The 3,687-nt window shown below is 61.1% G+C and carries 6 protein-coding genes; 4 read left to right on the top strand and 2 right to left on the bottom strand.

Annotation, left to right across the window (positions count from 1 at the left end):
- The 4 genes from AC1D1P_RS17510 to ruvC all read left to right on the top strand — a co-directional run.
- A partial coding sequence (locus AC1D1P_RS17510) for a transglycosylase domain-containing protein (protein ID WP_477673842.1) occupies positions 1-474 on the top strand: 474 nt, incomplete at its 5' end.
- A 29-nt stretch (positions 475-503) separates the two neighbouring features.
- Positions 504-1,136: a lysophospholipid acyltransferase family protein gene (locus AC1D1P_RS17515; RefSeq protein ID WP_477673843.1), complete on the top strand. Its 633-nt coding sequence runs from the start codon at positions 504-506 to the stop codon at positions 1,134-1,136.
- Between the two features lie 19 nt (positions 1,137-1,155).
- On the top strand, positions 1,156-2,136 hold the full coding sequence (locus AC1D1P_RS17520; protein WP_477668392.1) for a phosphatidate cytidylyltransferase: 981 nt from the start codon (positions 1,156-1,158) through the stop codon (positions 2,134-2,136).
- A gap of 42 nt (positions 2,137-2,178) precedes the next feature.
- Complete coding sequence (ruvC, locus tag AC1D1P_RS17525) at positions 2,179-2,727, top strand: crossover junction endodeoxyribonuclease RuvC (RefSeq protein WP_477668393.1); 549 nt, start codon at positions 2,179-2,181, stop codon at positions 2,725-2,727.
- Positions 2,728-2,762: 35 nt separating this feature from the next.
- Here the strand turns inward: ruvC and AC1D1P_RS17530 are convergent, their stop codons facing one another.
- The gene (locus AC1D1P_RS17530) at positions 2,763-2,939 is read right to left on the bottom strand and encodes a hypothetical protein (protein ID WP_477668394.1); all 177 of its coding nucleotides are present in this window, start codon (positions 2,937-2,939) and stop codon (positions 2,763-2,765) included.
- A 17-nt stretch (positions 2,940-2,956) separates the two neighbouring features.
- Positions 2,957-3,687: UDP-3-O-acyl-N-acetylglucosamine deacetylase (gene lpxC, locus AC1D1P_RS17535; protein WP_477673844.1), on the bottom strand; the 731-nt coding region annotated here is incomplete at its 5' end.

The raw sequence follows: 3,687 nt of genomic DNA on the forward strand, positions 1-3,687 counted from the left end.
CTTGAGAAGGCCTGGGACAAAAACGCCAAGGCCGAGCAGCGCGCCGCACAATCCGCCAGCCGCCTGGCTCCCGCCAAGGCAGCGGCAACACCCGCCAGACCGGTAAAAATCATTGGCGGCTCCACCATCACCCAGCAGCTCGCCAAAAATCTTTTCCTGTCGGGTGAGCGTACGCTTTTGCGCAAAGGCCAGGAGCTGGTGCTGACGCTGCTGCTCGAAGCCCTGCTCGGCAAGGAGCGCATTCTGGAGATTTACCTCAACAGCGTGGAGTGGGGCGAAGGCATTTTTGGCGCCGAGGCCGCAGCGCAGCATTACTACCGCAAGCCTGCGTCAAAACTGAGCGCCTATGAATCCGCGCGGCTGGCCGTCATGCTGCCGCGCCCCAAATACTTTGAAACGCGGCCCGGCTCGGGCTACCTGGCTTCGCGCGCCAGCACCATCACGGCCCGTATGGGCGGTGTGGAACTGCCCTGAATGCTGAGCAGCAAAAAGGGCCGAATCCCATGAACGACAAATTTTCTCCCATCCTGGCCAAGCTGATGGGGCTTTTCCTGCTGGGACTGATCCGCACGCTGACCGGTGCACAGGCCCGCTGGCAAGGCTGCCCGCCCAAGGCGGAACAGCGTATTTATTTTGCCAACCACCAGAGCCATGCCGACCTCGTGCTGATGTGGGCGGCGCTGCCGGAAGAGCTTCGCAGCATCACGCGACCGATTGCCGCGAAAGACTACTGGACCAAAACGCCTTTCAAGAAATGGATCACCACGGCGGTCTTCAACGCGATTTACGTGGACCGTGCCAAGACCGGCGACCAGGACCCGCTGGAGCCGCTGATCGAGGCCCTGACCAGCGGTGACTCGATCATCCTCTTTCCGGAAGGCACACGCGGCAACCACGAAGAGCCGCAAAAATTCAAGGCGGGCCTGTACAACCTGGCGCTCAAATTCCCCCAGGTGGTGCTGGTGCCGGCCTGGATCAACAATGTGCAGCGCGTCATGCCCAAGGGGGAAGTCGTACCGGTGCCTATCCTCTGTTCCGTCACCTTCGGCGCACCGATTGCACTGGGCGAGGGCGAAGACCGGGGCGAATTTCTGGCGCGTGCACGCCAGGCCGTCATGGATCTCAGGGAAACCTGACACAAGTCCCGGAATCCCGATGAACACTTTTTTGCGCAACCTTTCTCCCTCACACCAGGTCGGCCTGCTGTTCGTGCTGGTGTTCGGCATCCTGACCGTGATCAGCGTAGCCGCCTTCGTGATGGCCCTCAAGGACACGCACGAAGACGACCTGCACACCCAGAAACTCAAGGAATTCAGCGGCCTGCTGCGCACCTCGTGGTTCATGTCCACGGTGTTCTGGATCGGCTGGACGCTGGGCGAAACCGTGGCAACCGTGCTGTTCGGCATGGTGGCTTTTTTTGCGCTGCGCGAATTCATCACGCTCTCACCCACCCGGCAGGGCGACCACCGCAGCCTGGTGCTGGCCTTTTTTGTGGTGCTGCCGGTGCAGTTTGCCCTGGTCATCACGCGGCACTTTGACCTAGTGACCGTGTTCATTCCGGTCTACGTGTTCCTGGCGATTCCGGTGGTCAGCGCGCTGGCCGACGATCCTCACCGTTTCCTCGAACGCAACGCCAAGCTGCAATGGGGCATCATGGTCTGCGTCTATGGCATCAGCCATGTGCCCGCCCTGCTGCTGCTGAAGTTTCCCAACTACCAGGGAAAAAACGCCTTTCTGGTGTTCTTCCTGGTGTTTGTGGTGCAAAGCTGCATGATCGTCCAGCACCTGGTGGGTCGCAAACTGCAACGACCGGGCAGCGCGCCCAATGTCAGCAAGAGCTTTAACTGGACCAGCTGGTTGATCGCCGTCGTTGGGGCCAGCCTGCTGGGCGGACTGTTGGCGGGCCTCACACCCTTCAAGCCGGCGCAGGCGGTGGCCATGGCCTTTATTGCCTGCGTATCGGGCTCGCTCGGGCACCTGGTGATGAAAGCCCTCAAGCGTGATCGCGGCATTCCCAACTGGGGAAATCGCGGCGTGGGCGTCACCGGTGCCAGCGGCCTGTTGGACCGCGTGGATGCGCTGTGCTTTGGCGCACCCATATTTTTTCATTCAGTTAGATGGTATTTTGGCCTCTAACTCAATGAACACGCGCGCGATCAGCTATCAAATACATAGCATATGAGAATCCTCGGCATCGACCCCGGCCTGCAGGTCGCAGGTTTTGGCGTGATCGACATGGACGGCCAGCACCTGCGTTATGTGGCCAGCGGCACCATCAAGACCACACATATGGAACGCAGCGATTTGCCGGGCCGGCTGAAAGTGCTGTTTGAGGGCGTGTGCGAAGTGGTGGAGCGCTACCAGCCCGATGCGGCCTCTGTCGAAATCATCTTTGTCAACGTCAACCCGCAGGCGACGCTGCTGCTGGGCCAGGCGCGCGGGGCCTGCATCACGGCCCTGGTCTCGCGCCAGCTGACAGTGGCCGAATACACGGCGCTACAGCTCAAAAAGGCGGTTGCGGGCTATGGCAAGGCGGGCAAGGCCGAGGTGCAGGAGATGGTGATGCGCCTGCTGAAGCTGCCCTCCCTGCCTGGCAAAGACGCGGCCGATGCGCTGGGGCTGGCGATTACCCACGCCCACGTGGGCAGCGCCATGGCGCGGCTGGCTCAGGCCAGTGGCATAGACACAGCAATGGCGGGGAACTATCGAGGTGGGCGCAGCCGCTAACGCGGCAGGAGCGTCAAGGCAGCCCGGTTGACTCGCTACGCGACGCGCTCGAGTATCAGTACCGCAAAAAATCCGAACGCGGCGATCAGCGTCCACTTGAGAATGGTGAGCCCGAACTGCTTGAACCGTGGCTGCCCAGTACCGGCGTAAAACATGAACGACACCACCGCGGCCAGCAAAAACAGCAGGATGAGCCAGCGAAACAGCAGCATGGCGTGTTCCGCCGGCCCTACCAGGCACGTGCCAGCGTGGCGAAGCCTTGCGGTGCTTTTTTCTCGTCCTCGAAGGTGACGACTTCGTAGGCATCCTTATGCGACAGCAGCTCGCGCAGCAGCTTGTTGTTCATCGCGTGGCCGGAGCGGAACGCGCTGTAGGCGGCCAGCAGCGGTTTGCCCAGCAAATAGAGGTCGCCCATGGCATCGAGGATCTTGTGCTTCACGAACTCGTCGTTGTAACGCAGCCCGTCGCTGTTGAGCACCTTGTAGTCGTCCATGACGATGGCGTTGTCCAGCCCGCCGCCCAAGGCCAGGCCATTGGCGCGCATCATTTCCACATCCTTGGTGAAACCGAAGGTGCGGGCCCGCGCGATGTCGCGTGTGTAGGCGCCCGAACCCATGTCGAACTCAACGCGCTGGCCGGTGGAGTCCACCGCAGGGTGGTCGAAATCAATTTCAAAACTGAGCTTGTAGCCTTCATAGGGGCTCAGGCGCGCCCACTTGGTGTTGGCGCCCTCGCCTTCGCGCACTTCCACAGGCTTGATCACCCGGATAAAGCGCTTGGGTGCGGCCTGCAGCGCAATGCCGGCCGATTGCAGCAAAAATACAAACGAAGAAGCCGAGCCGTCAAGAATGGGGACCTCTTCCGCCGTGATATCGACATACAGGTTGTCAATACCCAGGCCGGCGCACGCCGACATCAGGTGCTCTACCGTATGCACTTTGGCGTTGCCGCTGGAAATGG

It is taken from the genome of Polaromonas sp. P1_E1_2, from assembly GCF_056406035.1.

Bases quoted from the DNA above. Each gene is read 5' to 3' on its own strand.
- AC1D1P_RS17515 (WP_477673843.1), top strand. From the start codon at position 504: ATGAACGACAAATTTTCTCCCATCCTGGCCAAGCTGATGGGGCTTTTC.
- AC1D1P_RS17520 (WP_477668392.1), top strand. From the start codon at position 1,156: ATGAACACTTTTTTGCGCAACCTTTCTCCCTCACACCAGGTCGGCCTG.
- ruvC (WP_477668393.1), top strand. From the start codon at position 2,179: ATGAGAATCCTCGGCATCGACCCCGGCCTGCAGGTCGCAGGTTTTGGC.
- AC1D1P_RS17530 (WP_477668394.1), bottom strand. From the start codon at position 2,939: ATGCTGCTGTTTCGCTGGCTCATCCTGCTGTTTTTGCTGGCCGCGGTG.